The following is a 25,641-nucleotide window of genomic DNA, read 5'->3' as shown; positions in this document are numbered from 1 at the left end:
GTTAAAAATATCCCTCCCGCTTCCTTTTTTCCATGCTGGCAGAGCCTCCGTCTGAGTCAATAATACGGCTCGTCCTCTCTGATTCTACCGCCGCCAGTGTCTCTCCTATAATTTCATCCAAAGTTTCCGCGTCAGACTCCATCCCGCCGGTCAGCGGATAGCAGCCAAGCGTACGGAAACGCACTTTTTTCATCTCTATTTTCTCACCAGGCAGTAATTTCATGCGTTCGTCATCCACCATGATAAGCTGTCCGTCCCGCTCAACCACCGGACGCTCCTTTGCAAAATACAGCGATACAATTGGAATATTCTCCCTGCGGATATACTGCCAGATATCCTTCTCCGTCCAGTTTGAAAGAGGAAAAACGCGGATACTCTCGCCCTGTGCAATCCTGGTATTGAACAGCTTCCACATCTCCGGACGCTGATTCTTCGGATCCCATGCCTGCTCCCTATTTCGGAAAGAAAATATCCTTTCTTTTGCCCTGGATTTCTCTTCATCCCTTCTGCCGCCTCCAAAAGCCGCCGTAAATCCGTATTTCCCCAAAGCCTGCTTGAGCGCCTGTGTTTTCATAATATCTGTATAAGACGCCCCATGCTCAAAAGGATTAATCCCCTGGCGCACACCCTCTTCATTAATATATTCCAGCATCTCTATGCCCAGCTCTTCCGCCCGCCTATCCCGGAACTCTATCATTTCACGGAATTTCCAGGTCGTGTTTACATGTAAAAATGGAAATGGAGGCTTCTCAGGATAAAATGCCTTCATCGCCAGATGCAGCATGACAGAGGAATCCTTTCCTATCGAATACAGCATGACGGGCTTTTCACACTCTGCAGCCACTTCGCGAAGGATATAGATCGCTTCCGCTTCCAATTCATCCAAATGATTCATAAGTTTTCTCCTGTTTTGATTTTCTATGTGGTTATAAAAATAATTACCACTTTTTCTCTTTTTATGTACCACGCAAAATATTTCCATATTTTCCTTATAAGAAAGAATATATATTAGAAATATGATGCGAATATGTTATTTCTTAACATTATCTTAACTAATCCATTCTGTCAATATGTAATCCGGATATTTTTTCTTTTTGTGTAATTATTCTCCAAATGAGCATCCAAAGACTGTACCATTATCTTTTTGTACATACTACATAATAGTTCAAAGAATTGAACAATTATCAGAAAAGGAGATGTTAAAAATGATTTACGTCAACTCAACCGTCACTGAACTCCCTCGATCCTGCAAATCTGCTGCTGAGCGTATGGCAAAAGAACTGGAACGTGAAGATGCCTACGCATCTCTTACAGACTCCTGCGTTCGCCAGATAACAAAACTGGAACAAGCTGTCTCTAAAGAAACAGGAGAGAAAGTTGCCCTCGTTGCATACCGCCTGTAAATACACGAAGAACTTATTATTCACCGTGAAACATTTTGTATTCTAATTTGAAACAGCCTATTGCATTTCCTCTCTTCCTACGCTAAGATATAATTATTCACACTATTTTTCTTCCCCCTGTTTGCTATTATCGGCTCAGGGGGCGCTTTTTATATTATTTTATCCCTCTAATCTAAATACTCCGAAAAGATTGTTGCCCTTGACAAAGCCGGGCTTTTTCATGTATAACTTTGAAACAGGAGAATTTATATGAACGGACACCAATATGAACAGAAATGTGCTAAAAAACTAAAGAGACACGGATTTAGAAAAATAGAAATTACCAGAGAAAGCGGCGACCAGGGAATTGATATCATAGCCTACAGAAAAAGAAAGAAATATGGCATCCAGTGTAAATATTATTCCTATCCCGTTGGGAATCATGCCGTCCAGGAGGCTTTTGCAGGCGCAAAATATTATGATTGTGATATAGCAGCCGTAATGACAAATGCCTCTTTTACGAAATCTGCAAAAACATTAGCCAATAGAACAGAAGTCCTGCTCTGGAGCGATAATAAAATCCCTTTTTCAAGACGCAGCTTTTTCGCCACGAAATACATAGGGCTATTTGCTTTTCTGGCAGGAATTTTTGAATGGAGCGCAATGCTCAAAATAGGCAATACTGCTTATCCATTCCTCCAAAAAACAGAACTACTTTCTTTAATAGCCGGAGGATTTTTAGGGATTTTTGAATATGGAAAATGGACATTGCCATTTTTGTCAGGCATCTTTTATTTCATCAGCGGATTCATAAATTTTCTGTTTCCGTCTATGACAAAAAGAATAGGAACCTATGGTATTATATTCTATCTCATAATCATTCTCATTTCATTTTCGAGAGCTGGTTATCTGTATAAGAAAAACCATAAAAAATAACCGCTAATTTTTATTAAACAACTCCGCTTGCGTTGGAAATATAAGGTTTGCATTTTAGGCGTGTTTAACATAAAATCGTTGCCTTCGCACCCTTCACATAAGGAAGTGAAAGGTACAAGGGCAACGCTGTACCAAATTACGGTATAGTTTTAGTGACTATGCCGTTTTTTCTTTATCTGAATGCTTCTGTTTTAAGGGTTCTTGAAACATATCTTCATATTCTTCAGCAGATGGAGCATCAATAATACCGATACCACTATAATAAATATCAATCGGATATGGAGAATCGCGGCATCCGCACCGAGCGCGGCGACCTTAACCGCGAAATCGAAGTTACAAATCAAAAGTTACGGCAGTTAAAGGCGCGTATCTCCAAACTACAAAACTGGTTAAAGGAAGAAGCCGACATTTATTTCAAGTGTAAGGGAAAGAAGCCGCTGACCGAAGCCGAGCAAATCCTGTTTACAGCGGCGAAAGATTATCTCAAAGGCGTGATGAACGGCAAGACTACAATCCCGACAAAGACATGGAAAGAAGAATGCACCAAGCTGACAGCCGAGAGGAAAACACTCAATCAGCGGTATCTTGCATTGAAAGAGGAAGTGAAAGAAGCAGAGAAAATCAGAAAGAGCGTTTACAGTATCTTGCGGCAGGAACAGCGGGAACAGCAAACCCGCAGAAAACAGGATATGGAGCGATAACAGACAGGGCAGCGGGATAGTCAATGCCTATCACCACCGCCCTGTTTTTGTTTTTTATCAGCCCGACAAATTGAAATCTTTCAACCCATCTTATTAAAAATAACCGTTTGTTCTTTTATCGATATTTTTCCTACTTGATAGCCGTACTCTGTAAGTTCCTTTTTGTATTTTAGAAAAGAGTGGTCTATCGGTATCCCTGTAATATTCTGTATTTCTTCAAAGCTCAATTTAAAAGACTGACTTCCATTATTTTTCACGTATTCCCATAAAGCGCCATATTTGCCCATTGTGTTTTGCTCCTTTTAAATCCCGATTTATCAGTTTGTACTGGGGCGAATTATACCATACCCAATTACGAAAAACAATCCCCGTTCTATGTCCGTTCCGACTATCCAGACCGTCAAGGGGTGAGTAGTATTTTTTCGCAAAGTGCGCGAAAAAATCTCCACTCTTAAACCCTTGACCGTCTGGATTTTTGCCGTTGCCATTTCGCCGCCGAAAACGGGGAACAGGATTTAACAATCCTGCCCCCGCGCCCCGACCTCTCCCAAGGAACAGAATGGAATGTTACGCAATAGGGCTTGAAAAGGCTTGATTTTCAAGGCGTTTCAGACACGAAAACCCACCGGGTAAAGGTTTTTATACTACCCACCCGTGAAAACGGCTTCTAAACGTCCACAGGCGCGTTTTGCGCCCCTTTTCCTGCCCCGTTTCCCGCCGCACTAACAAGGGCTTGCGTCAATAACAGGGATACGGAGGACAGCATAAAATCCCGGCTTGTTGCCGCATTGTTCAAGTTCCGTTTTGATGAACAACCATATACCAAAACAGAATAACCACCGCTACATAGGACGCACACCAAGACAGGAAATCAAGAAAAGGTTTCCCGTTTTTTTGCGCCCATTTTTGACATTTTCAAAAATTGTGACGGGGAAACCGCCGTCTGCACTTCCCTTGTCCGGGAGGAAAAGACCGAGAACCGCCCCGCCTTTACGACCTTACGACCTTGTAGTGGGAAGCAAACAGGCTTTACGGCTATACCGCCAAACAGACCCTTGACTACACCCAATCGCTCTATGAAAAGAAGCTATGCACCTACCCCCGGACAGACAGCCAATTCTTAACAGACGATATGCTCCCCACCGCTGAAAATATCGTGTCCGGGCTTTTTGGCACACTGGATTTTGCAAAGGGCATTGCCCTCTCCCCGGACTATTCCCGCATACTGAACAGCAAGAAAGTTTCCGACCACCACGCAATCATTCCCACCGCCGAAGCGGTAAAAACAGATAAAGGCAGCCTGCCCGAAAGCGAAAGAAATATCCTGCTCCTGCTCTCCATGAAACTGTTGTCCGCAACGGCGCAGCCCTACCGATACGAAGCCGTGACCGCTTCCTTTGACTGCGGCGGCATAACCTTTACGGCAAAGGGAAAGACGGTAAAATGCGAGGGCTTTAAGGAACTGGAACGCTGCTTCCGTGCTGCCTTGAAAACGAAGCCGGAGGACAGGAAAGCCACGAAAGAAAACCCATTGCCGGAGCTGACCGAGGGACAGGAAATCACGGCAAAAGCAGTCATGACGGAGCATGACACCACGCCCCCGACAGCCTATATCGAAGATACTTTATTATCCGCTATGGAACGTGACGGAAACGGGGACATTACCAAGGACGCAGAGCAAAAAGGGTTAGGCACTCCCGCCACCCGTGCAGCGGTACTGGAAAAACTTGTGCAGGCGGGATTTGTGGAACGGAAGAAGAAGCAGCTTATCCCCACAAAAGACGGCAAGAACCTTGTCGCCGTCCTGCCCGACACCCTCACAAGCCCGAAGCCGACCGCTGAATGGGAAAACGCCTTGACGGCGATTGCAAAAGGAGAAGCCGACCCGGACAGCTTCACGCGTGGCATTGAAGCAATGGCGGCGGGGCTTGTGAAAGAATATGCCGCCGTCCCGGAGGAAAAGAAAAAGCTGTTTGCGCCGGAGCGAAAGGAAATCGGCAAGTGTCCCCGGTGTGGCCTCCCGTCTATGCATATTGTCAGGAGTTAAAGCGCGAACAGCTCTTTCGGACTGCTAGGAAAGATTTCATGACAAAAAGCTCTTACGTGAAAATGTGGGATTCGATACGCCAGAAAATGGACGCGCCCGGTCTTACCGCCCACATCTTCCGCCACAACTACTGCACGAACCTATGTTACCAGATACCTGTAATATCCATCAAGAAGATTGCGGAGCTTCTGGGAGACCACGAAAAAATGGTAATTGAGGTTTACAACCATATATTGCTAGAAAAAGAAGATGCAGAAAAAGCAGTTGAACAAGCCTTCGATTTTTGAGACACAATCGAGACATTATGTTTTAAAAACGCCCCTGCGAGACACATTTGAGACATTTACTTTTGGTTACTTTAGGGTACCTCGGGCTACATGAAAAATAGCGGGAAACCGCTTATTTACTGGCTTCCCGCTATTTTCAAGGAGTGAGACATCGGGGATTCGAACCCCGGACAACTTGATTAAAAGTCAAGTGCTCTACCAACTGAGCTAATATCCCATAAAAATTGCTGCGTCTTCGCCGCAGCATATCTTTGTTTGAAAGCCAGGCGGCTGAACATTCGCCAGCCAGCTCCCGCTAACTGGGCTAGCTGGATTCGAACCAGCGAATGCAGCAGTCAAAGTGCTGTGCCTTACCGCTTGGCGATAGCCCAACAAAGGGTGGATAAAGGGATTCGAACCCTTGGCCTCCAGAGCCACAATCTGGCGCGCTAACCAACTGCGCTATACCCACCATATCTATATTCCGGACAGCCTGGAAGCTGTCCAACGAGCCTGAAGGGATTCGAACCCCCGACCCACGGCTTAGAAGGCCGTTGCTCTATCCAACTGAGCTACAGACTCAAAAGCGGGTGATGGGAATCGAACCCACATATCCAGCTTGGAAGGCTGGTGTTCTACCACTGAACTACACCCGCACAGTATACAGCCTCTTATGGCTTTCCTGCGGCTTCTTTATACGTCGGGGTGACAGGATTCGAACCTGCGACCTCCTGGTCCCAAACCAGGCGCTCTAGCCAAGCTGAGCCACACCCCGTTGTAATATCTCCTGCGCCGCTCTCGACGCAAGACATATTATATTATACACATTTCTAATTGTCAACCATTTTTTTCAATTTCTCGCCCATTTACAAAAAGCGCACCTCAAACTGCATTTTCCCTTCTGCATCTGACTCCATCACAATGTAACTGGGCTTCCTGCCTGACTGCCGGGGATAAGACAGGCTTCCCGGATTCAAAAGGAACGTTTCTTCACTCTTTTCCAGAAGGGGTCTGTGGGTATGCCCAAACATTACAAGATCAATCCCCCGGCTCACTGCCATCTTCCGTATCTCATGCAAATCCACGGTAACGTAATAATAATGTCCATGAGTCAAAAGCACCTTGTATCCCCCCAGCATAAGCTCTTCTTCCCGCGGCAAGTCACAAAAGAAGTCATTATTCCCGCTGACGATATGCGTCTCACACCCCGCAATTTCCCGTATGTAATCCTCACTGCCCTCCACATCTCCCAAATGAATCAGGCAGTCTATTGGTTTTTCCTTCTCCAAAACCCTCTCAAGATTCTCATCTCTGCGGTGTGTGTCGCTCACTATCAAAACTTTCATTTTTTCCTTCTCCCTTTATCCGCTGTATCTCTCAGCTTCATTTTTATCTCACGAAGCGCTTTCCCCCGGTGGCTCAGCTCATTCTTCTTTTCCGGCGGAAGTTCCGCTGTCGTGCATCCGTATTCCGGGAGGTAAAAAATCGGATCATATCCAAATCCATTCTCCCCCTTGATTTCATATCCGATCATCCCTTCTATCGTCCCACGCCCGTGAAGTATCCTGCCATCCGGGAACGCCGCTGAAATTACACATACAAAACGCGCTGTCCGCTGCTCCTGCGGCACGCCGTCCAGAAGCTGTATCAGATGGCTGTTCTTTATATCGTAAGAAGTATCCTCTCCCATATAGCGGGCAGAATAAATTCCCGGTTCCCCATTCAGCCAGTCTATTTCCAGCCCGGAATCATCTGCCAGAACTACATCGCCTGTAAGTTCCATAATTGTCCGCGCCTTAATATCTGCGTTTTCTTCGAATGTCTTTCCGTCCTCTACAATCTCTGCCGTAATCCCTGCTTCTTTCATCGAAAGAACCGGTACGCCTAAATCAGCTAAAATCGCGCGGATTTCCTTCATTTTTCCCTCATTACCCGTTGCAAAAATAATTCTTCTCATCTTATCACTCTTTTCTTAAAGATTATACAAGTATAAAATCCCGTACTGCCTTTGTCAATCCATATTTCGTGTATATGCCTTTAGGCATATATTACAAGCATTACTCTCCTCGGTATTCTGCCAAATAATTCCGTTGATGCTCAGGTAGCCTTCCCCATCCTCTATTGTTACGTTCCTGCTGTTTTCATCTGCCTCAAATTCCGTAGCCACAGGATATTCAGATCCCGGCGTATGGATTTTCACAGCCACCGCAAACCGCTCTCCCTCCTCCAGGCTTTCCGGCTCGTCGAAATCTACCGTATAATAACCCGGATTCTGAAAACTTCCGGAAGCCACAGAGTTCTTTAATATAAAAGAAAGGCTGTTTACAAAACCTTTCACCACATATACCGTATATTCCGTATCCTTTCCCGTGGCATAGAACCCCACTGCCGCCAGCTCTTCTGCCTGGCCTGCTGTATACACGTTTGCAAAATAGCAATCCGGGCTGTCATACCCTATCTGCCCTATCCAGCCGCACAAATCTGTCTGATAAATGTGGTGATAATTATTCGTCTCTTCAACCCTGGTATAACCCACGCAAGAGCTCCCAATCAGGACGTCTTCATAAGATACATAGAACACTCCATCCTCTCCAAACTCCCTGCCCCAGCTGTTCTGGCAGATAAAGGCGCCGTCTTTTTTCACATCTACAGAAAACCTCTCCCTGGGGTATGCGTCATCCCATCCAATAATCAGCACATCATGGTTTGCTTCCTTATCCCCATCATAACAATACGCATGTTCAAACTCATTATAATACACAGATGAATGCCCCGAATTTTCCATATCCATATAAAAAGAAGACTGGATAACTCCGCATTGAAAAACCAATTCTTTCACAGACGTAATGTCCTTTTCCCGCAAGAGCTGCATCTCCTGGACATGACATACCGGAGACAGACCGTCTGGTGAGTAACCATCCCCATATGGGTCTTCCTCCTCAGTCACAGGCCCCAGCCACCCCGCCAGATAGGACATAGACATAATATAAGCGCCTCCTTCCTCCACATCCTTTCCATAAGCATTTTTTGCCGCAATATGGTCCGCCGAAAAAATCTGATGCTTCCCTGGCAAAAGAGCAGACTCCAGCGCAGACGAAGACGCCACCGCCCAGCATGTACCAAATTCTCCCTGATTCTTCACAACCGGAGCACGTCCCGCTTTCCCGGCATGAAAATAGCCCGGAAGCTTTTCTTTCTTCTCCTGTGCTGTCTCACTGCTTTCTTCCTGCGGCTCTGTCTCAGCTGCCTTCTCCGTTTCCATTTTATTTTTTATCAGATAAATAACATCCTCTCCATACATCTGATACACAAGATATCCGCACAAGCATAAAATCAGGACAATCACTGTCCCCTGTATTTTCTTAGCCAAATGATTCCCCCTGATTCTTCCTCGGCTTTGGCGGCTTTGCACCCAGGAATTGATAAAAATATGTCTTAATCATCCCATTATAAATCTTACGGTTCTTGTCCGCTTTCCGTCCGATATACTTTTCAGCCTCTTCATAGCTGGTAATCACATATTCTGACCATGAATCAAGTCTCTGGAAGGCTTCCCCGATTTCCCGGTAAAGCCCTGGCAGCTTCGCCTTTTCCTCAATCCGTTCCCCATAAGGCGGATTTGTAACCACAAAGCCATACTTTTTCGGATGATTCAGCATATTCACAGGGCGCTGCTGAAAATGTATCAGATGATCCACGCCTGCCATTTTCGCATTCGCACGCGCTGCTTTCACTACTTCACCATCAATATCATACCCCTGTATGTCTACTTCAATTTGCGTATCCATCCTCTCATTCGCTTCATCCAGAGCATGATACCAGAACTTTTTCGGAACCAGCCCATCCCATTTATCCGCCAGGAATTCCCGGTTCATGCCTGGGGCAATGCCTGCCGCCATCATAGCCGCCTCAATCGGGAACGTACCGCTGCCGCAAAATGGATCCACAAAAATCCTGTTCTTATTCCAAGGCGTGAGCATAATCAGCGCTGCCGCCAATGTTTCCGTAATCGGCGCTTTTGCAGTCATCTGACGGTATCCCCGCTTATGCAGGGATACTCCTGTAGTATCGATACCTATCACTGCCTGGTCTTTCATGAAGGTCACGCGGACAGGATAGCTCTCGCCGCTCTCCTCAAACCAGGAGACTCCATACACCCTTTTGAGCCGTTCTACCATCGCTTTCTTCATAATTGACTGGATATCCGAAGGACTGAACAGTTTGCTTTTAATGGAGGTAGCTTTCGCCACCCAGAACTTTCCGTCACGCGGAATATAATCTTCCCACGGCAGCTCCCGTGTCCGCTCGAACAATTCATCAAATGTTTCCGCATGGATTTCACCCACTTTCAGCAAAACCCTTTCTGCCGTCCGCAGAAACACATTTGCATAGGCAACTGCCTCCATATCTCCCCAGAAAGTTACTTTACCATCCTCTACCCGGCTGATTTCATAACCCAAGTCCAAAATTTCCCTCTTAAGCACCGCCTCCAGTCCAAAATGGCAGGGCGCTATGAGTTCCACCGTATTCATCATATGTTTATCTCCTTTATAATATTCCCGTCAAAGTCCTTTACGCAAAAACTTCCGCCTTCCCAAATCCCATATGTAGGCGGGTTTCCTTCTTTTGGTATAGACACAGAACCCGGATTCAGCAAAACATATCCTTCCCGCCGCTCTGCCCGCGGTACATGGGTATGCCCATGAATCAATACATCTCCATTTTTCAGGGGCGGCAAATGATTTTCATGGTATACATGTCCATGCGTTGCATAAATTGTGCGCTCTCCTTCAACAATTATACAGTAATCCGCCATCACCGGAAAATCCAAAACCATCTGATCCACTTCTGCTTCACAGTTCCCCCTGACAGCACAGATTTCATTTTTCATAGAATTCAAAAGAGAAATAACCTCTTTCGGCGCATATTCCTTCGGCAGTTCATTTCGGGGGCCATGGTACAGCAAATCTCCAAGCAGTATCAGGCGCCCCGCTTTTTCTTTCTTCCACATCTCCAGCATTTTCCTGCAGAAGTATGAAGAACCGTGTATATCCGATGCAAACATCAGTTTCATAATCTTTTCTCCTCGTACCTATCATTTCTTCCTCTATCTTAAAGCCCGCCGGGATAGCTGTCAATCGAAAATTTCCCGGTAGGCATGAATTCCCCCAATCACCGTCTTTACCCGATACCCCCTTGCTGCCAATTCCTTGGCGGCTACCATGCTCACAGCACCCCGTTCGCAGTAGAGAACTAATGTCCTTCCCCTGGGAAGCTCACGGCATTGCCCCAGCCTGCCATATGGAATGTTTACAGCGCCTTTGATATGACAGCGCCGATATTCCTCTGGCATCCGCAAATCTATGATAAACGCTTCGCCATCTTCCACATATCTATCCAGCTCATTTGCCGCTATCATGCCAAAATCCAATCAAATCCACTCCTTCCATTCTCCTCCTTCTATCACAGTATATGTAAAAAAAGAAAAACCGTTCAGAGTATGCCAAGCCCCCAAAACACTATCCTGCAAATAGAAAAGACACCGCCAAGCGGTGCCCTCTCTAAAACCTTTAGTAATTGTTTCTGCTATTTGCATTCTGAGAATTTGTGCTGTTGCTGCTGTTATTTGCGTTCTGGGAATTTGTGCTGTTGCTGCTGTTTGTGCCGTTAGTAGAGTTCGTGCTGTTTGTGCTGTTATTTGCATTATTCTGGGCTTTGTTCTTGGAATTCATATTCTTAGCCATTTCAAACTACCTCCTAAAAATGAAGAATTATTTGTTGCCCTCTTATTATGCCGTAGATTCATCATTTTATACAGAGCGCCCATCTGCCATATATAGCTTTTTTGTCCATTTTATGGCTAAAAACCGCTAAAAACTGTCATAAATTGAAAAATACGATAAATTAATGTTGCATTTTTTTCCAATGTATATTATAATTCTGTTGTAAAAAGAATTTTCCCTTCAAAAATTTTTTTTACAACCCCTTATTAATTATTTATACTCCCCTCGAAACAGCAGGTAGCTCCCCTACCTGCTGTTTCACATTTCTTTAGATTTTTGAATACCCGTGGCTGTTCACCATAGCGTCAAGCAGCACCTTCTTCTGGCAAAGCGGGCATTTTGCCGTCTCATATGTCATATAATCCGGCACATCTTTTTCAGTAAATATAGAATTTACTTCAATCCCTCTCGCAGACTTAATAACACTAAAAATGGAAGAAATCCCCACTGTCTGTCCCCCATAGTACTCAATACACTCTAAAGCGCGGTTCAAAGTCTTTCCTGTTGTCACATTTGCCAATAGCAGAATGACATTCTTCCCCCGAATCATCATCTGCATATTATCCCTGAAAATTAACTGGCCTCCTGTATGGCACTCAGGAGTAGATACATAAATCGTCCGATGCTGATTCATAGACATGACCCCTGCCCGAGTCAATTCATCCGCAAGAAATGCGCCAACTACTTCGCACCCGTCTATACAGACTATTGTATCTACAATTGTCGTATTCTCATACTTCCTCGCCAACACGGAAGCCGCTCCCTTAGCTTCATTCAGACGCGATTTCAAGCCCGTCATATCCATAAAATAATTGATATGCGAGTGTGTTGTAGCAAAATGTCCTTTCATTACCCTCAATACCACATTCTTGTTTACCTGTGAATAAATCTTTACTGCACGTGTTTCCATAAAAGCCCTCCTTCTATGATTTTATCTAACAAATGGAGCTGCCGCTCCGGCAGATTACTTTCTGCCTTCGCAGCAGCCCCATTTTGCTGTTCTTACTGACTATTTCAATTTCAGTTTTTTGCTCATGCCGGCTTTTGTCAGTTTCTTCTTAAATGCTGTAGCTTTCTTTTTATTCTTTTTCAGGCTCTTCGGAATCTTAACGGTCACTTTCTTAGCTGTTCCCTTAAAAGCTTTGCCCTGAATCTTGCTGACCGCTGTTCCTTTAAAGGTAACCTTGGCAAGCTTCTTACATCCGGAGAATGCACTTGCGCCGATAGTCTTAACTGCCTTGCCCACAACAACAGATTTCAGCTTCTTAGCGCTTGCAAATGCGTTCTTGCCAATAGAAGTCACACCAGTGCCGATAGTAACAGAAGTCAGATTCTTTGCTCCCTTAAAAGCATTTGCACCGATTGATACAACTGTGCAATCAATACCATCAATCTTAACTTTGTCAATCTTCGCTGATTTCGCTTTTGCATCGCCCTTGGTAAGCTCTACCGTTTTCTTATCTGCATCCAGAACTTTATATGTTGCGTTACCTACTGTCTTTGTCTCACCCTTTTTCAAACCAGGGGTAGGAACCGGAGGCTTCGGTGTTACACTGCCTGTATCTTCTTTCAGTGCGGCTTTCGCTGCCTGAAGTTTTGCCAGTGCTTCATCCAATGCTTTCTTCGTTGCATTTCCGTCTGCCAGAAGCTTCTCTGCTGCTGCCAACGCGTCCTGATATACTTTCAGGCTCTCTGCCGTATACTTCTTGTTTGCAGAAGCTTTAATTTTATCAACTTCGCCTTTGAATGCCGCTGTTTCTTCTTCGCTGGCCTTGCGCGGTACCAGGCTACTTTTTGCAGCCTGCAGTTTTGCAAGCGCATCTGCGACTTCTTTCTTCGAAGCATTTGCTTTTTCTGACACTGTCTTTGCCTCTTCACGTGCTGCAACAAATGCATCCCAAAGAGCTGTATCATACAAATCTTTCTCTGTATCTTTAACAGAAACTGCTTCATTCACCAAATTCTGCAGCCCTGCTTTCTCTTCCGCACTTGCCGGAACCTCCACCAGAACATCTGCTGCAGTTTCCATATTGGTAATTGCAGTTGTTACTTTGCTCTTTTCAATCAATTCATTTTTAGCATTAATTTTTGCAATAAGATCTGTGGCTTCTTTCAGCTTGTTCTGGAATTCTGTCCAGCTTTCAGCCGTATAATCGCTTTCTACTTTACCGTTTTTCGCTGCATTGAGTGCATTTTCCAGTTCTGTTTTGCTAACCGTTCCTTCATTCTTCAATGTATTATACGCCGTCGTTAAAGCCGTATTCTTAGTCGCCGCCTCATCTGCATCAACATCATCGTCTGGCTCCAGGAAAGTTTTCGCAGCGTTCAATTCTGCAACAAAAGTTTCCCAGTTCTCTTTGTAATACGTAAACTCTGCATTATTCTTCGTTTCAGTTTCAATCGTATCAACCGTTGTCTGAAGTGCAGGCGTTGTACGTGTTATTTCATGTGTATAGTCAAAATCCCTTACACGCAGTGACAGCCCTGCCCCTGCTGTAACGCCAACGCTTCCTGCTGCTAAATCCGCTACGGATACATTATCTTCCGCAGTTACAATATCATATGTGGTAGTTTCTTCACCTTCTGCTGCAACAGGCGTTACACTTGCGATGAGCTTTTCATCCTTTGTGACTTCCAAACTCACCGTATAATCCTGTCTGCCCATAGGTGCAAGAGTAACAGCATTCTTCGCAACAAATGTCGCATCCCTTATCTGATATCCCCATTTTGTGCCGTTGAATCCAACCTTTATACCAGTTGCCGTAGTAGCCTCACCTGCCGGGGTATACTTTGCATCCAGGTAAAATGCCTGTGTTGCCGCAACCGCCTCACCCTGCGCATTTACTGTATGAGGACGCAGGACTGCTGATACAGTGCCTTCTTCAAATCCAGTTGTGCCACTTTCATATACGGTTTTTCCAGACGCACCTCCATCAATTGTAACATAATTTACACCACCGATAGGATTTTCGCTGTCAAATGTACCTTTTGTCGCTTCATTGACCCATTCCCAACCACAGTTGTTAAAAGCCAAAACTCTGTCCTCTCCTGGATCACAATCTGCATTTGTTCTTACATTTACAATATTCAGTTCCGTAATACTACCATCCCATGTTCCTCCTTTAAATCCGAAACATATTTTAGGTCCACTCTCTCCAGCCTCTGTAGCCTTCTGCTCTGCTACTGTCCGCAAAGTTGCTAACGACTCCTGTTGCAGTTCCTTAGTCACCGGAGTCTCATTTTCTGCAGGTACTAATGTTGGTTTTCCGTCTACCTCCGGCCCCTCCTGCAATTTAGTCATTTCAATGTTGATTGTATCACTCGCCGTATATGTTAGCTTTACACGAGTGTATCTCTCTTCGTCTAATAAATGTAATTCGCTAAATTTAGAAGTATAACTCGTATCATCACCAATTCTATACTCATAGTACCAGCCTTCCGGGTCATGCCCTAATGAAGCCCAGTTTTCCGCATCTACATACTTCAGCATAATTGCAAAACGGATATTTGCTATTGTTCCCTGATACGGATAAAGGTCAAATGTCAATTCTCTGGCATCAGCCCCCTCAACCGTCGCAATATTAATAGCATCAGCAATAGCCAATGATGGTGCATCAGACGCTGTAAAATCTCCATTGTTATTATGGTTTCCCGTCGCTTCTGTTGCCTTGAAATGCCAGCTCTGGAAACCTCCCACATTCAACTTACCGTCAAACGCCGACTCACCTTCAGCAGCCGGCCCCCAGCTTGCTTCAGCATTCGCTTCCCAGTCTGTTCTCTTTGTTTCATTTTTAATGGTTGCTGCCTCTGCCACCAGACCACTAGGCAGGACTGATGTTACCGCAACTGCGGCAGCAAGCACTTTTGCTAAAAAAGCTTTTCTTTTCATACATATCCTCCTTTTTCTTCTCCAGTTACCAGAAGCCTGCCGTTAATATGTGCAGACCTCCTTACGTCTTATATTCTATAATTTCTTCTCCCAAAATTCAAGTCTTAAATATGAATTTCCAACATTTCACCGTAATATTTTTTAAGAAATCCTTTTTGTTTCCTCCCCAAAGTTTAACTCTTATATATTATGGGATATTTTATTTTAAAAAGTTATTTCTTTTACTTGCATTTCTCTCTGCTTTGTAGTACTATACTATCATACTTTCCAAAAAAGAAGTATACGCTGCGTAACATATCCCCCTCAAAATGCATATTTTTCATGGAGTGTGATGAAATGACATTAACAAACGAAGATTTGTCGGCAATTGCCCAACTAATGGATACGAAATTATCCGAACTGGATGCGAAATTCGATGTAAAACTCGAAAAAAACATTCAGCCGCTGAGACAAGACATCCGCAGTCTAAAAGAAGAGGTTTCTGAACTTCGGCAGGATGTCTCTGTACTCAAAAAAGAAGTCACTATTCTTAAAGAAGACGTTTCTGCTCTTAAACAAGACGTTTCTGTTCTCAAGCAGGACGTTTCTGCTCTTAAACAAGACGTTTCTGTTCTTAAACAAGACGTTTCTGTTCTCAAGCTGAAAGTTGCCACGCTTGAGAAAGATATTTCTGCTCTTAAACAGGACGTTTCTGTTCTCAAGCATAAAGTCTCTGCTCTTGAAAAAGAGGTTGACAATCTTAAGCAGGGACTTTCCCATATCAGCCTGCACCTTGAAAACGTTACTGACAAACAGCTCCAAATACTGGCAGAAAACTATCTGCCTGCCGCCAAACGTTTTACTGAAGCTGTTTCACAGATTGAAGAGCTGCAAAATGATAACAAGATAATAAAACAGGTACTGGCAAAGCACAGTGAAATATTACAGGGCTTTGCATAGCTTTCCGAAACTATTGTTTCCAAATTTGATAGAGCGCGTTCTCTTGTCAGTGACAGACGGAGAACGCGCTCTATTTATCTGCTTAGAAAAGCTTTCTGATATCATTAAACATTACCACAATCATCAGTACCATCAAAAGCATCAGTCCGACAAAGTGTACCATTCCCTCTTTTTCCGGGTCAATCCGTTTTCTTCGGATTGCCTCAATAATCAAGAACACCAACCGTCCGCCATCCAGAGCCGGAAGCGGCAGAAGATTCATCACACCCAGGTTTGCCGTAAGCAAGATGGAAATATTCAGCATGTTCAGCCAGATATAAAACCCTCCGTCAGCCGCGCTTTCTTTATAAGTATCTCCAATAATAGTCACCACGCCTACCGGCCCGGACATATCATTAATCCCTACCTGCCCTGTAAAGAGCATTTTCAGGCTGGAAATTGTCGTCTGAATCCAGTATTTTACTTCATATGCACTATACTTAAGCGTCTCCCAGGCTCCCACTTTCTCCCGATAAGAAGAAACTGTACTAAGCCCAAAGATATAGCGTCCGCCTTCGTTCTGTTCCGGTGAAAGCGTAACCGTTCGTTCTTCCCCTTCATGTTCATACACAAAGGTTACATCCTCTCCCTGATGAAATGTGACATAATTAGTAACCTCACGGCTGAGACGGATTTTTGTCCCGTTCATCTTAAGGATTGTATCTCCCTTCTGAATCCCCGCCTCCGCTGCCGGAAATCCTTCCGATACCGCCAGAATAACCGGCTTATCTACGCCAATACTTCCTATGATAATCACTGAAAGGACAAACGCCAAAATAAAGTTAAAGATAGGTCCTGCGGCAATAACCGATATCCTGGTCCATACTGACTTGCTGGCAAAAGAACCCTCCTCTGTCGTCGCCTCGTCTTCCCCAAGCATCATACAGGAACCGCCAAAGGGCAGAAGTTTCAGAGAATACCGTGTGCCGCCTTTCACTGTACTGATAAGCCTCGGCCCCATTCCCAGAGAAAATTCCTCCACTGTAACTCCTCCGCGTTTTGCCAGAAGAAAATGCCCCAGTTCATGAATCAGAATAATCAAACTAAAAATAATAAGCGCTAAAATTATACTCATGCTACCACCTGTTTTCTATAAATTCATAAGTCATCTGCTCTGCAGCTAAAATCTCCTCCACGGCAGGATTCTCCACGACATGGTGTTCTTCCATGCATGCCTGGAGAATCTCATAAATATCCAGGAAGCGAATCTGCTTATGTAAAAATCTGCTCACTGCACATTCATTTGCCGCATTAAATACTGTCGGCATAGAACCGCCATCCCGTGCTGCCTGAAATGCCAGCGGCAGCCCTAAAAAAGTCTCTTCATCCGGTTCCTCAAACGTAAGCCGTCCCATGCTGCCGAAGTCCAGCCTCTCACCGCCCAGATACCTCCGCTCCGGATAATACAGCGCATACTGAATCGGCAGCTTCATATCCGGCGTGCCAAGCTGTGCCATCACCGCCCCATCTGTAAATTCTACCATAGAATGAATAACGCTCTGGGGCTGAACCACCACTTCTATCTGTTCCAGCTCTGCGCCAAAAAGCCACTTTGCCTCCATGACCTCCAGCCCTTTGTTTACCAATGTTGCTGAATCAATGGTTATTTTCTGTCCCATTGCCCAGTTTGGATGTTTCAGCGCATCTTCCGGCTGTACATTTTCCAGCTCCTTCCTGGTCTTCCCACGAAATGGCCCGCCGGAAGCTGTTAACAGAATACGGCTGACCTGTTTCCCATTTTCTCCATTCAATGCCTGGAAAACAGCGCTGTGCTCACTGTCCACCGGAAGAATCCGTACATTCTTTTCTTTCGCGAGCGGCATGATGATATGTCCAGCCGTCACCAGGGTTTCCTTATTTGCCAGAGCAATATCTTTCCCCGCCTCTATTGCCGCAATTGTTGGCCTGATTCCTATCATCCCCACGATCGCCGTCACCAGGATGTCTGTTTCCGGCATCACTGAAACTTCTATCAGCCCTTCCATGCCGCTGACAATACGCACATCCAAATCACGCACCCGAACTCTCAAATCTTTTGCGGCTTCTTCACTTGCGAGCGCAGCCAGCTTCGGATGAAATTTTCGAATCTGCCGTTCCAGCAGCTCTACATTACTGCCCGCTGCCAGAGCCGCCACCCTCAAATCACCATTCGCCTCTGCTACTTCCAGCGTCTGGGTGCCGATGGAACCTGTAGATCCCAAGATTGCTATTGTTTTCATATTTGCATCTCTCCTTCGTTTTTCAGGCGACAGCAGCGAATCAGCGAATCAGGAGAACCGCCATCCAGTAAATCACCGGTGCGGTAAATATCACACTGTCAAACCGATCTAAAATACCGCCATGTCCCGGAATCAGTTTTCCGTAATCTTTAATTTCGTGGTTCCGCTTGATGGCGGACGCCGCCAAATCTCCTACCATGGAAATCAACGCCCCCACGGCACAAATCACGGCAAACTCCGCAATATGGCTTCCCCCCTGCATATAACCTCCTATGGCAGCCCCATATACCGCGCCAAGAAGCGCTGCCCCTGCTACACCGCCGACCGCCCCCTCTACTGACTTTTTCGGGCTGAGCTTCGGGGACATTTTATGCTTCCCGATCAACATTCCCACACAGTACGCACAGGTGTCGCATCCCCAGGAACATAAAAAAATCAGCCACACCAAAAACGCGCCGTTTTCCAGATTTCTGGTCTGGTAAATATAAGATAACATCACCCCCACGTAAATAACGCCAAAAAATGCCGCCATCACATGTTCCGCCCTGTATTTGGGATAGGAAAACACATAGACAAACATAAATGCCACCAAAATCAGTATGACATCCATCATAATATATGCATCCAGACCGATATTTAACAAAAAATAATAAGAAATTACCCCCAGATACCCTGTGGCGCTCAGGAGATTCATCTTCTTTTCCTCTACCTTCACTGCCCGATACAGTTCACAGACACCAAGCAGAGAAACTGCCAGCAGCGTTCCATACAGCACATATCCTCCGCTGATAATGGTAAAAAGCGCAACAGCCACCAGCACGATACCGCTTAACAATCTCGTCTTAAACATGCTGTTCCTCCTTCACGCCTCCATACCTGCGCTCCCTGCTGTTGTATTTTTCGATTGCCTTCCAAAGCTCTTCTTTCGTAAAAGCCGGCCACGGAACTTCCGTAAAATAAAATTCCGTGTAAGCAAGCTGCCAAAGCAGATAATTAGATAAGCGCTGCTCTCCGCTGGTGCGGATAAGTAAGTCCGGATCCGGCACTTCCCGGGTATCCAGATAAGAAGCAAACAGTCTTTCATCAATATCCTCCGGCCGTACCTCTCCTTCCATGCAGTCCTGAGTCAGCCTGCGTATCGCGCGGATCATCTCATCCCGGCTTCCATAATTGATAGCAATCTGAAAGTTCAGTCCTGTATTACCCTTTGAACTTTCCTCCAGCTCTTTCAGGCTCCTGCGAAGGTCACTATCCAGCGCTTCCGGGTCGCCCAGAACACGCACTTTCATATTATTTTTTCTCGCCGTATTTTTGCAGGTCTTTGTGTAACTGCGAAACAAATCCATCAGCGCATTCACTTCTTCCTTCGAGCGCTTCCAATTTTCCGTGGAAAACAAATAAACCGTCAGATATTTAATCCCCATATTATATGCGTCGCGGCAGATTGTCTCCAGGTTTTTTGCCCCTCTGACATGCCCGTAATTTCTCGGCATCCCTTTGCTCTTCGCCCATCGGCCATTTCCATCCAGTATGATTGCCACATGCTGCGGAATTACCATAGCGCCCTCCTTTATCCCCCATAACTGCAAAAGGCTGCTGCAAAGTAGTCTTTTCACCCACTGCAATTTGCAACAGCCTATCTCCTTATACTGTTAATATTTCTTTTGATTTCTCTTCGACTGCCTTATCAATCTCTTTGATATACTTATCTGTCATTTTCTGCACTTTATCTTCCAGCTCTTTTATTTCATCCTCAGAAACATCTGAAGTTTTCGCCAGCTTTTTAAAAGAATCGTTCGCATCGCGGCGGATATTTCTGACTGCGACTTTCGCATTCTCGCCTTTCTTCTTAACGTCTTTCACCAGCTCTTTTCTGCGTTCCTCCGTAAGCTCCGGAAATACCAGTCGAATAATCTTCCCATCATTCGAAGGATTAATCCCCAGGTCTGAAGTCATGATTGCCTTTTCAATTGCTTTCACCAGAGAAGCGTCCCACGGCTGAATTTGAATCATCCGCGCTTCCGGAACCGTGATATTTCCTACCTGCTGAAGCGGCGTCGGTGTTCCATAATAATCTACCGTGATTCTGTCCAGCACATGCGGGTTTGCCCGCCCTGCGCGGATTGCTCCAAACTCTGTCAAAAGATTATCATATGATTTTGTCATTTTGGTGTCAAATACCTGAAGTCTTTCATCCATTTTCTTTTCCTCCTGATTCGTAGTTCTCTCTACGTTTTATACGGTTACTTTTGTCCCGTGAAATTCTCCTTTTACGGTATTCACGATACTATTTTCTTCATTCAGCCCAAACACCAGCATTGGCATTTTATTCTCCATGCAGAGTATCGATGCCGCCATGTCCACCACGCCCAGCTTCCTGTCTATGACCTCCTGGATGGAAATCTCATCATATTTCTTCGCGTCCGGATTCTCCTTGGGATCGCTGTCATAAACTCCATCAATGGATTTCGCCAGCAGGATAGCGTCTGCTTCTATTTCAACTGCACGCAGCACAGTAGCCGTATCCGTGGAAAAATACGGATGTCCTGTCCCTCCCGCAAAGAAAGATACGATGCCTTTCTCAAAATACTTATTCACTCTATCTTTCGCGAAAAGCTTCGTAAATGCGCCGCATGTAAAGGGTGTCAATATCTGAGTCAGCATCCCTGCAGAACGGAAAATCTCAGACACATAAATACAATTCATCACTGTAGCCAGCATCCCTATCTGATCCGCTTTCGTACGGTCAATATTCTCACTGGAACGTCCTCTCCAAAAATTCCCCCCGCCGATGACGATCCCCACTTCCATTCCTCCATCAACCAGCTGTTTTACCTGCTTTGCAACTTTCATAACCGTAGGCTCATCAAACCCCATTTTTTTATCAGCTGCAAGAGCTTCCCCACTCAGCTTCAGCAATACTCTTTTCATCCTCGCACCTCTGCTTCCTTTGTTTGCCATTAGTATAACATATATGTCCCAAAACTACAACCAGCTGTTTTCTGATCTCCCCGGCATATAAAGAACCGCTCCTATTTTTTCCTGTACACTGTCCTGCTTCCCGCGCCCGCCGCTTTCATTTTCTTTTTCCATTTTTTCAATTGTTTTGCCGATGTCTTTTTGGGAACAGTAACTTTACATTTTACAGCAATGCCCTTGAAAGCTTTTTTACCGATCTGAGGGAGGGCTTTGCCTTTAAATGTAACCTTTTTCAGTTTCGCACATTTATAAAATGCCGCGCTGCCAATTTTCTTTACATTTCCCCCTATAACCAGACTCTTTATTTTCTTATTCTTTTGAAAAGCCTTCTGATTGATTTCTGTCACCTTAAAAGTAAAACCATCTTTTTTAACAGTATCTGCTATCACAATCCTGGATTTCTTTTTGCTTTCCAGTTTGACTGCCGCAGCCGTACCGTTCTTTGCATCTGATTTTGTAACTTTATACTGAATGCCGCCTGTCACAATCACTGTCCCAACTGCCGGAACAGCAGCAGGCTTCTGAATCCCCGGATTTTGATTACCTTCTGGTGGCTTCTGATTGTCTCCCGGAGGATTCTGGTTACCTCCCGGAGGATTTTGCTCTCCCCCTGACGGCTTTTTCTCTAACTCTTCTCTTGCTTTCTGCAAAGCCCTCAGAGCTTCATCGATCTCTTCCTGTCCTGAACCGCTCGCTAACACCCTTCTTGCTTCTTCCAGGGCGCTTTGGAATTTCTTTACGCTTTCAACCGTATAACCATCAAGGTTCAGCTTCTCTGCTTCTTCAACCGCGCTCTGCAGTCCTTCAGTTTCTCCCGGAACTTTCATCGGATTCACCTGGGCTTTTGCAGTGACCGCCGGCGTCCCCGGTCTGCCTTTCTTATCTACCGGATAAACCCAACATTCTACAGTGCCCTCATATTCTAATTTAAAGCTGGGATTTTCTGTCACCTCTCTGACGCCGTTACTGTAAGTAAAACAAAACAGAGTCTTGCCTTCGTCATCCCCCTCCGGATCACTGTAATCATAGTTTACGGCAGCCGTATCTCCCACTTCATAGCTGTCGCTGTCAAACGCCGCACCTGCAGCTACAGGCGCCTGGTTTTCCAGTTCCATAAAAGAAATGGCTTCCTGAGAACAAAGCTGTTCATAAGAAACATTTCCGGAACCTACACGAAGTCCTGAAAACACTGCTGTTTTCCCTCTATCATTTGTCTCCCAAGCGCTAAATCCGATTTTGTAACTGCTTCCCAGCATATCTGCAGGTATATCACGTACATGCTGCCACTGGCCATCTTCCGTTTTAAAATCTACAGAAACCGTATTCCCATTTTTATAAAAGCCCAGGTATGCGGACGAAAGCTCATTCTGAGCCGCATCTCCTCCTGTTTCCGCAGCAGAACCATTCGTTTCCGCTACTGTCACAATTCCGTCATAATGCGATTTCTTTCCGCCGGAAATGTAATTGTCATCATCTTTATACAAGAAAAATGATACCGTGTCCCACTGCCCACTCTCTTTTGCCGGAAGATTTTCAAGCTTAATCACGGTTCTGAGATTATTTCTGTCCAAACTCTCCGGTATCTGATACAGAAACAGGTTTTTCAGAGTATTATTATTATTATATAAATCACCTGTCTGCATATCAATCGTAATCTTGTCTTCCGTCAGTGTATAATTCTCTGCGTCCTCTCTTGTGATTGTAAAATCAGCGTTTCTATCTCCTGTTATCGATGCGCTGATAATAACGATTTTACGGTCAACACTCAGCCCTGATACGGCTTTTACCAGGACAATTCCATTTTTCCGTGCTGTCAGGGTCCCGTTCTCATCAATACTTGCCGCGTCAGTAGAGCCTCCTGTCAGGAAATCTTCTACAGACCACAGGACTGTCTTACCGGAAGCAACATTAGCAGAAAATGAAATCTCTGCACCTATACGTTCAAGAATCCGGTTATCTTCACCATTGATGGTCACGACATCTTCCGGAGGCAATTCATCTGCACCAACAACAGTCACAGATACTCTGTTCGAATGAATTTCTTCTCCATTCCACACATAGTATGCCCAAACCTCGGCTGTTCCTGCCTTCTTTGCCGTCATCCTTCCATTTTTGTCTACGGAAAGGATTTCCGGCGCACTGCTATTATACCGAACATCTGATACCGGCTCCGAAGCAGGCTGGTTCCTGTCATATGCCACCATAATGTCTTTATCCCTGTTATTCAAATATTCATCCGGCATATTACTGAGCACTGCATATCTCTTCAAACCATCATCGTATGTATTTCCTTCCAGTGTAACATTCTTACATTTCGTAAACTCATAAACATTTTCTGTTGCCGCCGTAAAGCGTTTCCCGTCAGCTTCCGTATCTAAAGTAAGCTTCTCTCCTTCCAGGATTCTGTCTTGCGGTGAACTGATTTCAAGAGAAACCTCCGGATTGGTACGAAGAATTACATTGTTCGTTATTGTCAGGTTTTCTACACTCTCCGCTTTCACGACAGTATCACAGTCCATATGGAAAATATTCCCGTCAATCGTAATGTTTTTGTGAATTGGATTCTCTGCTGAAGGCAAACCGCCGCCTTTTGTAACCGGATGGACATAAACCGCCGGTGCATAGTCCCATGATGTTCTCCCGATACTCTTAATGTAGAATTCGTTATTCCGGATGGTCATATCCCGGATTGGCCCGGATTCATACCAGTCATTGGAGTCATTGGAAAGAAAAATCGTCGCCATTGACATATTTTTAAAAGTATTTCCTTCAATCAAGACAGGATTTCTGGTCGTACACAAAATCCCCCTGGTAGGCACCTGCCGGAATGTGCAGTTACGGATGGTTACCTTAGGCGCATAAGTGACATTTTCAGCCACATACTTCGGTTCGTTCCCGATTTTATCACTTAAATTAGAAGGCAGAGTCTCCTCAAAAGTTACCTGCATAGTCCTGAGGTCATTACCGCTTTCTCCCGGATTGACTACCGAAGCTACCGTGTACAATGTTTCATTATCTGTAGATTCCAGTGTATCCCTGGTGAAAAATGCTACCTTATCTCCCGGATGGAACTGCGGAAACCCTCCCTGTTGGTTATGAATATATTTCAATACCAGCTCTTTATCACTTACGCGCTGCTCCACACGCGTAAAAGTTCCGTGCAGGTTAATCGGATCGTCATGTGTATTTGCAAAATTACAGTCCTCAATCACCAGCTCTCCGGCTGCTCCGGACGCGTGAATTCCGTCCGCAAAACTTACTACAATATGCCCGGAATCTTCCCTCGGTACAAGATTGCATTCATAATAATAGACATCTTTACTCATCTGAATCAGCCAGCCAAATCCATGCATATAATGGACATTTACCTTTCTGGCAGTGACATTCTCACTCTCCCATGTAAATGCCCCCGCTGTCTGGCGATGCGCATTTGCCGCTAACTGAAGCACAGCCCCTTCCTTTTGCAGTTCTTCCATCCGCGCTGTTTTTGATGTATATACAATTCGGATATAAGTATCGCCTGTATTATCTGTATCCTCCATCGCCTGGATACTGGAAACATTGGTAAACGGCCCCGCATCTGTATAATAATTCCTCGACATTTCGCCATTCGGCTGATACGCCACAATTCCATAAGACGGATTGTGGAAACCTGTCTGTGTCCAATAATATTGGTTTGTATATGGGCTGCGCTCACTCTGCCAGGTAATCGTATTTCCGGTAATTTCATGCGGGAAGCACGCCGGTATCCGATAGTCTGTATACGGTTTCCCGTCGCTCGCCGTCCCTGTTCCTGTAACTGTCATTTCTGATATGGTAGGTACGCCAAAATCCCAGGAAAAGTCCTCCAAAGTAACGTTTCTTGAATGTACTACCGCCAACGCCATCATATTTCCATGTAACATGAACAGCGAGCCATTTCCTTTCAATGTAAAATTTTCCTGCCCTTCAATTAGCAGTCCAATCCATTTCGTAGGATTTTCAATACTGTTCGTGTTAGACGTATGATATTCTCTCTGCTGAACCTTGTCTTTATAAATATGATATTCCCCTTCCGGAAATTCAACTGTAACGTGAGACGCACCATTTGCAGTGGCCTCCTTAGCCGCTTCAAATGCCTGCCACACGGCTTCTGCACTGTCGTTCTGCCCTGTGGGATCTGCCCCATAATCCACCGGGTTAATCGTCACGGCTCCCGTCTCTTCTGCATGCACTGCTAAACTTCCCAAAGCAAATGCTCCCAAAAGAATGCACATAACAATTATCCCAAAATAATGTTTTCTTTTCATTGTGTTTCTCCTTTCTTCCTTAAATTAATGCTTTATGGATATATTTCTATACAATTCTAACATATTTTCCGCTTAATTTTCAACATTTTTATTAAAAACACTCAAAAAAACCGCAGCCATATCCTGGCTGCGGTCTGCGATTTCTTTTCTATCTCTATTTTGCATCCAAATA

General features: G+C 45.0%; 23 protein-coding genes, 6 tRNA genes and 1 pseudogene. 6 read left to right on the top strand and 24 right to left on the bottom strand.

What is annotated here, in order from left to right; all coding sequences use genetic code 11:
* Nucleotide 1: 1 nt before the first annotated feature.
* On the bottom strand, nucleotides 2-982 hold the full coding sequence (cysD, locus tag NFR99_RS02085) for a sulfate adenylyltransferase subunit CysD (RefSeq protein WP_120482487.1): 981 nt from the start codon (nucleotides 980-982) through the stop codon (nucleotides 2-4).
* Between the two features lie 223 nt (nucleotides 983-1,205).
* Here cysD and NFR99_RS02080 point away from each other — a divergent pair, with 223 nt between their 5' ends.
* The 3 genes from NFR99_RS02080 (at nucleotide 1,206) to NFR99_RS02070 (ending at nucleotide 3,019) form a co-directional block, all read left to right on the top strand.
* A complete protein-coding gene (locus tag NFR99_RS02080) occupies nucleotides 1,206-1,403 on the top strand; it encodes a hypothetical protein (protein WP_120482489.1) in 198 nt (65 codons plus the stop codon).
* A 249-nt stretch (nucleotides 1,404-1,652) separates the two neighbouring features.
* Nucleotides 1,653-2,318 carry a restriction endonuclease gene (locus tag NFR99_RS02075; RefSeq protein WP_251352480.1) on the top strand — a complete coding sequence of 222 codons (666 nt, stop codon included), beginning with the start codon at nucleotides 1,653-1,655 and terminating at the stop codon, nucleotides 2,316-2,318.
* A gap of 278 nt (nucleotides 2,319-2,596) precedes the next feature.
* Complete coding sequence (locus NFR99_RS02070; RefSeq protein ID WP_251352478.1) at nucleotides 2,597-3,019, top strand: hypothetical protein; 423 nt, start codon at nucleotides 2,597-2,599, stop codon at nucleotides 3,017-3,019.
* A gap of 80 nt (nucleotides 3,020-3,099) precedes the next feature.
* Here NFR99_RS02070 and NFR99_RS02065 read toward each other — a convergent pair whose 3' ends face one another.
* Complete coding sequence (locus tag NFR99_RS02065; protein ID WP_251352476.1) at nucleotides 3,100-3,306, bottom strand: hypothetical protein; 207 nt, start codon at nucleotides 3,304-3,306, stop codon at nucleotides 3,100-3,102.
* A gap of 636 nt (nucleotides 3,307-3,942) precedes the next feature.
* On the opposite strand from NFR99_RS02065, the pseudogene NFR99_RS02060 reads away from it, so the two are divergent.
* Both NFR99_RS02060 and NFR99_RS02055 read left to right on the top strand, forming a co-directional pair.
* Nucleotides 3,943-5,042 (top strand): annotated as a pseudogene (locus NFR99_RS02060) (DNA topoisomerase); the annotation flags it as partial.
* Between the two features lie 62 nt (nucleotides 5,043-5,104).
* Entirely contained in the window at nucleotides 5,105-5,353 is a 249-nt protein-coding gene (locus NFR99_RS02055) for a site-specific integrase (protein WP_251352474.1), read from the top strand.
* A gap of 144 nt (nucleotides 5,354-5,497) precedes the next feature.
* Here NFR99_RS02055 and NFR99_RS02050 read toward each other — a convergent pair.
* The 15 genes from NFR99_RS02050 to NFR99_RS01980 form a co-directional block, all read right to left on the bottom strand.
* Nucleotides 5,498-5,570, bottom strand: a tRNA-Lys gene (locus tag NFR99_RS02050).
* An 82-nt stretch (nucleotides 5,571-5,652) separates the two neighbouring features.
* A tRNA-Gln gene (locus NFR99_RS02045) sits at nucleotides 5,653-5,724 on the bottom strand.
* A 6-nt stretch (nucleotides 5,725-5,730) separates the two neighbouring features.
* Nucleotides 5,731-5,804: transfer RNA gene (locus NFR99_RS02040), tRNA-His, on the bottom strand.
* 36 nt (nucleotides 5,805-5,840) lie between these two features.
* A tRNA-Arg gene (locus NFR99_RS02035) sits at nucleotides 5,841-5,914 on the bottom strand.
* A 3-nt stretch (nucleotides 5,915-5,917) separates the two neighbouring features.
* Nucleotides 5,918-5,988 (bottom strand) — tRNA-Gly (locus tag NFR99_RS02030).
* Between the two features lie 44 nt (nucleotides 5,989-6,032).
* Nucleotides 6,033-6,107, bottom strand: a tRNA-Pro gene (locus tag NFR99_RS02025).
* 91 nt (nucleotides 6,108-6,198) lie between these two features.
* Nucleotides 6,199-6,678, bottom strand: a complete 480-nt coding sequence (locus NFR99_RS02020) for a metallophosphoesterase family protein (protein WP_120486388.1) — start codon at nucleotides 6,676-6,678, stop codon at nucleotides 6,199-6,201.
* Complete coding sequence (locus NFR99_RS02015; RefSeq protein ID WP_251352472.1) at nucleotides 6,675-7,289, bottom strand: XTP/dITP diphosphatase; 615 nt, start codon at nucleotides 7,287-7,289, stop codon at nucleotides 6,675-6,677. Before NFR99_RS02015 ends, NFR99_RS02020 begins: the two co-directional genes overlap by 4 nt.
* A 54-nt stretch (nucleotides 7,290-7,343) precedes the next feature.
* Entirely contained in the window at nucleotides 7,344-8,702 is a 1,359-nt protein-coding gene (locus NFR99_RS02010) for a lectin like domain-containing protein (RefSeq protein ID WP_251352470.1), read from the bottom strand.
* On the bottom strand, nucleotides 8,695-9,864 hold the full coding sequence (locus NFR99_RS02005; RefSeq protein WP_251352541.1) for a THUMP domain-containing class I SAM-dependent RNA methyltransferase: 1,170 nt from the start codon (nucleotides 9,862-9,864) through the stop codon (nucleotides 8,695-8,697). The genes NFR99_RS02010 and NFR99_RS02005 overlap by 8 nt, the downstream gene beginning before the upstream one ends.
* Nucleotides 9,864-10,406: a phosphodiesterase gene (gene yfcE / locus NFR99_RS02000; RefSeq protein WP_120486391.1), complete on the bottom strand. Its 543-nt coding sequence runs from the start codon at nucleotides 10,404-10,406 to the stop codon at nucleotides 9,864-9,866. The genes NFR99_RS02005 and yfcE overlap by 1 nt, the downstream gene beginning before the upstream one ends.
* 60 nt (nucleotides 10,407-10,466) lie before the next feature.
* Nucleotides 10,467-10,763: a rhodanese-like domain-containing protein gene (locus NFR99_RS01995; RefSeq protein WP_243126888.1), complete on the bottom strand. Its 297-nt coding sequence runs from the start codon at nucleotides 10,761-10,763 to the stop codon at nucleotides 10,467-10,469.
* 139 nt (nucleotides 10,764-10,902) lie between these two features.
* The gene (locus tag NFR99_RS01990) at nucleotides 10,903-11,076 is read right to left on the bottom strand and encodes a hypothetical protein (RefSeq protein WP_158605003.1); all 174 of its coding nucleotides are present in this window, start codon (nucleotides 11,074-11,076) and stop codon (nucleotides 10,903-10,905) included.
* Nucleotides 11,077-11,383: 307 nt separating this feature from the next.
* Nucleotides 11,384-12,025 carry a phosphoribosyltransferase gene (locus NFR99_RS01985; protein WP_120486392.1) on the bottom strand — a complete coding sequence of 214 codons (642 nt, stop codon included), beginning with the start codon at nucleotides 12,023-12,025 and terminating at the stop codon, nucleotides 11,384-11,386.
* Nucleotides 12,026-12,124: 99 nt separating this feature from the next.
* Nucleotides 12,125-15,004, bottom strand: a complete 2,880-nt coding sequence (locus NFR99_RS01980) for a leucine-rich repeat domain-containing protein (RefSeq protein WP_251352468.1) — start codon at nucleotides 15,002-15,004, stop codon at nucleotides 12,125-12,127.
* Between the two features lie 336 nt (nucleotides 15,005-15,340).
* Between NFR99_RS01980 and NFR99_RS01975 the strand changes: the two genes are divergently transcribed.
* On the top strand, nucleotides 15,341-15,943 hold the full coding sequence (locus NFR99_RS01975; protein ID WP_251352466.1) for a hypothetical protein: 603 nt from the start codon (nucleotides 15,341-15,343) through the stop codon (nucleotides 15,941-15,943).
* An 82-nt stretch (nucleotides 15,944-16,025) separates the two neighbouring features.
* Here the strand turns inward: NFR99_RS01975 and rseP are convergent, their stop codons facing one another.
* From rseP to NFR99_RS01940, 7 genes are all read right to left on the bottom strand, one after another.
* Nucleotides 16,026-17,057: an RIP metalloprotease RseP gene (gene rseP / locus NFR99_RS01970; protein ID WP_120486395.1), complete on the bottom strand. Its 1,032-nt coding sequence runs from the start codon at nucleotides 17,055-17,057 to the stop codon at nucleotides 16,026-16,028.
* A gap of 1 nt (nucleotide 17,058) precedes the next feature.
* A complete protein-coding gene (locus tag NFR99_RS01965; protein ID WP_120486396.1) occupies nucleotides 17,059-18,201 on the bottom strand; it encodes a 1-deoxy-D-xylulose-5-phosphate reductoisomerase in 1,143 nt (380 codons plus the stop codon).
* A gap of 40 nt (nucleotides 18,202-18,241) precedes the next feature.
* Nucleotides 18,242-19,051, bottom strand: coding sequence for a phosphatidate cytidylyltransferase (locus NFR99_RS01960; protein WP_120486397.1), 810 nt, complete (start codon nucleotides 19,049-19,051; stop codon nucleotides 18,242-18,244).
* Nucleotides 19,044-19,760 carry an isoprenyl transferase gene (locus tag NFR99_RS01955; RefSeq protein WP_251352464.1) on the bottom strand — a complete coding sequence of 239 codons (717 nt, stop codon included), beginning with the start codon at nucleotides 19,758-19,760 and terminating at the stop codon, nucleotides 19,044-19,046. Before NFR99_RS01955 ends, NFR99_RS01960 begins: the two co-directional genes overlap by 8 nt.
* An 85-nt stretch (nucleotides 19,761-19,845) precedes the next feature.
* Nucleotides 19,846-20,400 carry a ribosome recycling factor gene (gene frr, locus NFR99_RS01950; RefSeq protein WP_120486399.1) on the bottom strand — a complete coding sequence of 185 codons (555 nt, stop codon included), beginning with the start codon at nucleotides 20,398-20,400 and terminating at the stop codon, nucleotides 19,846-19,848.
* Between the two features lie 36 nt (nucleotides 20,401-20,436).
* Nucleotides 20,437-21,132: a UMP kinase gene (pyrH, locus tag NFR99_RS01945; protein ID WP_120486400.1), complete on the bottom strand. Its 696-nt coding sequence runs from the start codon at nucleotides 21,130-21,132 to the stop codon at nucleotides 20,437-20,439.
* Nucleotides 21,133-21,233: 101 nt separating this feature from the next.
* Nucleotides 21,234-25,469, bottom strand: coding sequence for a leucine-rich repeat protein (locus NFR99_RS01940; protein ID WP_251352462.1), 4,236 nt, complete (start codon nucleotides 25,467-25,469; stop codon nucleotides 21,234-21,236).
* Nucleotides 25,470-25,641 lie beyond the last annotated feature (172 nt).

This window comes from Hominisplanchenecus murintestinalis (genome assembly GCF_943193015.1).
Classification (GTDB): domain Bacteria; phylum Bacillota; class Clostridia; order Lachnospirales; family Lachnospiraceae; genus Hominisplanchenecus_A; species Hominisplanchenecus_A murintestinalis.
Note: the sequence above shows the minus strand (reverse complement) of the source record. Positions and strands in the feature narration are given on the sequence as shown.

What these genes read in the sequence shown, in the direction of transcription:
- NFR99_RS01980 (WP_251352468.1), bottom strand. Translation starts at nt 15,004, where the DNA reads ATGAAAAGAAAAGCTTTTTTAGCAAAAGTGCTTGCTGCCGCAGTTGCG.
- NFR99_RS01985 (WP_120486392.1), bottom strand. Translation starts at nt 12,025, where the DNA reads ATGGAAACACGTGCAGTAAAGATTTATTCACAGGTAAACAAGAATGTG.
- NFR99_RS02080 (WP_120482489.1), top strand. Translation starts at nt 1,206, where the DNA reads ATGATTTACGTCAACTCAACCGTCACTGAACTCCCTCGATCCTGCAAA.
- NFR99_RS01975 (WP_251352466.1), top strand. Translation starts at nt 15,341, where the DNA reads ATGACATTAACAAACGAAGATTTGTCGGCAATTGCCCAACTAATGGAT.
- yfcE (WP_120486391.1), bottom strand. Translation starts at nt 10,406, where the DNA reads ATGAAACTGATGTTTGCATCGGATATACACGGTTCTTCATACTTCTGC.
- NFR99_RS02055 (WP_251352474.1), top strand. Translation starts at nt 5,105, where the DNA reads ATGACAAAAAGCTCTTACGTGAAAATGTGGGATTCGATACGCCAGAAA.
- NFR99_RS01940 (WP_251352462.1), bottom strand. Translation starts at nt 25,469, where the DNA reads ATGAAAAGAAAACATTATTTTGGGATAATTGTTATGTGCATTCTTTTG.
- NFR99_RS02020 (WP_120486388.1), bottom strand. Translation starts at nt 6,678, where the DNA reads ATGAAAGTTTTGATAGTGAGCGACACACACCGCAGAGATGAGAATCTT.
- NFR99_RS02065 (WP_251352476.1), bottom strand. Translation starts at nt 3,306, where the DNA reads ATGGGCAAATATGGCGCTTTATGGGAATACGTGAAAAATAATGGAAGT.
- NFR99_RS01990 (WP_158605003.1), bottom strand. Translation starts at nt 11,076, where the DNA reads ATGGCTAAGAATATGAATTCCAAGAACAAAGCCCAGAATAATGCAAAT.
- pyrH (WP_120486400.1), bottom strand. Translation starts at nt 21,132, where the DNA reads ATGAAAAGAGTATTGCTGAAGCTGAGTGGGGAAGCTCTTGCAGCTGAT.
- NFR99_RS02005 (WP_251352541.1), bottom strand. Translation starts at nt 9,864, where the DNA reads ATGAATACGGTGGAACTCATAGCGCCCTGCCATTTTGGACTGGAGGCG.
- NFR99_RS01955 (WP_251352464.1), bottom strand. Translation starts at nt 19,760, where the DNA reads ATGGTAATTCCGCAGCATGTGGCAATCATACTGGATGGAAATGGCCGA.
- NFR99_RS02015 (WP_251352472.1), bottom strand. Translation starts at nt 7,289, where the DNA reads ATGAGAAGAATTATTTTTGCAACGGGTAATGAGGGAAAAATGAAGGAA.
- rseP (WP_120486395.1), bottom strand. Translation starts at nt 17,057, where the DNA reads ATGAGTATAATTTTAGCGCTTATTATTTTTAGTTTGATTATTCTGATT.
- cysD (WP_120482487.1), bottom strand. Translation starts at nt 982, where the DNA reads ATGGAAATATTTTGCGTGGTACATAAAAAGAGAAAAAGTGGTAATTAT.
- NFR99_RS02070 (WP_251352478.1), top strand. Translation starts at nt 2,597, where the DNA reads ATGGAGAATCGCGGCATCCGCACCGAGCGCGGCGACCTTAACCGCGAA.
- NFR99_RS01960 (WP_120486397.1), bottom strand. Translation starts at nt 19,051, where the DNA reads ATGTTTAAGACGAGATTGTTAAGCGGTATCGTGCTGGTGGCTGTTGCG.
- NFR99_RS01965 (WP_120486396.1), bottom strand. Translation starts at nt 18,201, where the DNA reads ATGAAAACAATAGCAATCTTGGGATCTACAGGTTCCATCGGCACCCAG.
- frr (WP_120486399.1), bottom strand. Translation starts at nt 20,400, where the DNA reads ATGGATGAAAGACTTCAGGTATTTGACACCAAAATGACAAAATCATAT.
- NFR99_RS02075 (WP_251352480.1), top strand. Translation starts at nt 1,653, where the DNA reads ATGAACGGACACCAATATGAACAGAAATGTGCTAAAAAACTAAAGAGA.